This is a genomic window from Variovorax sp. 20P10.2.4, from assembly GCF_058244205.1.
Map to the genome: position 1 here is coordinate 1 of NZ_JBZAYE010001112.1, position 1355 is coordinate 1355.

A 1355-nucleotide genomic window follows, 5' to 3' on the forward strand; every position below is an offset into this window, starting at 1 on the left:
CAGCGGCGGCAGCGGTGTCAGCGACGAGCTTCGCGGCGGCAACGGCGGCAATGGCGCCCAGGCCAGCGGCATCGCCAGCACGGCCATCGGCAGCGGCGCTTCGGGCACGGGACCCAGCCAGTCGGGTGCCAGCGGCGCCGTGGCCAGCGGCAACTACACGACGGCCATCGGCGGCTCGAACGCCGGCATGAACAGCGCACGCGCGACGGCCGACAACGCCACCGCGCTGGGCAACGGCGCACTGGCTTCGGGCAAGAACTCGGTGGCGCTGGGCCAGGGCTCGGTCGCGAGCGGCGACAACACGGTCTCGGTCGGCGGCAACGGCACCACGCGCGTGATCACCAACGTCGGCGCCGGCAACATCGCCGCCGGCAGCACCGACGCCGTGACCGGCGGCCAGGTCTACGGACTGAGCCAGAGCCTGAGCACCGCGGTGCTCGACACCTCGAGCCTGTCGACCGCCGTGGCCCATCTGTCGACCGGGGTCGGCACGCTGTCGACCTCGACGTCCACCAGCATCGGGTCGCTGTCCACCGGCGTGGGCGCGCTGTCCACCAGCGTCGATGCGCTGTCGGCGTCGACGTCCACCGGCATCGGCTCGCTCTCCACGAGCGTCGGCGCACTGTCGACCTCAACCGCCACCAGCATCGGCTCGCTCTCCACGAGCGTCGGCACACTGTCGACCTCGACCGCCACCAGCATCGGCTCTCTTTCCACCAGCGTCGGCGCGCTGTCGGTATCGACCTCCACCAGCATCGGTTCGCTCTCCACCGGCGTCTCGACACTGAACACCGGCCTGAACACCCTCTCGACCGGCGTGGCCACGCTGTCGACGTCCACCGCCAACTCGGTCGCCAGCCTGTCGACCTCGACCGCGCAGGCGCAGAGCACGGCCAACGCGGCCGGTGTCGCCGCCGCCTCGGCCCAGGGCACGGCCAACACCGCGCTCGGCGCGGCCAATGCGGCGCAGGCCAGCGCGAACAAGGCGCAGGGCACCGCCGACAACGCGCTCGGCCTGGCGCAGAACTCGGTGCAGTACGACGCGGGCGGCGGCAGCGTCTCGCTCAATGCCAACGGCGGCGTCGGCACCCTCATCGGCAACGTGCGCGCGGGCCAGGCCGCCACCGACGCCGCCAACGTGGGCCAGGTGCAGCAGGCCCAGCAAGGCGCGATCAGCAGCGCGAACAACTTCACCAGCCAGCAGGTCATGGCACTGCAGACACTGATGAACCAGGCGTTTTCGAACGGGCTGTGCAGCTTCTCGGGCGGCAACGTCACCTGCGGCACGGGCGCGAGCGCCAGCGGCCAGGGCGCCACCGCTTTCGGCCCGAACGCGCAGGCCAACGGCAACGACA

At 71.8% G+C, this 1355-nt stretch carries 1 protein-coding gene; it reads left to right on the forward strand.

The annotated features are described in order from the left end of the window. Positions 1-1355 (forward strand): beta strand repeat-containing protein (locus tag AC27VN_RS41545; protein WP_490880521.1); only part of this gene is annotated, 1355 nt, incomplete at both ends.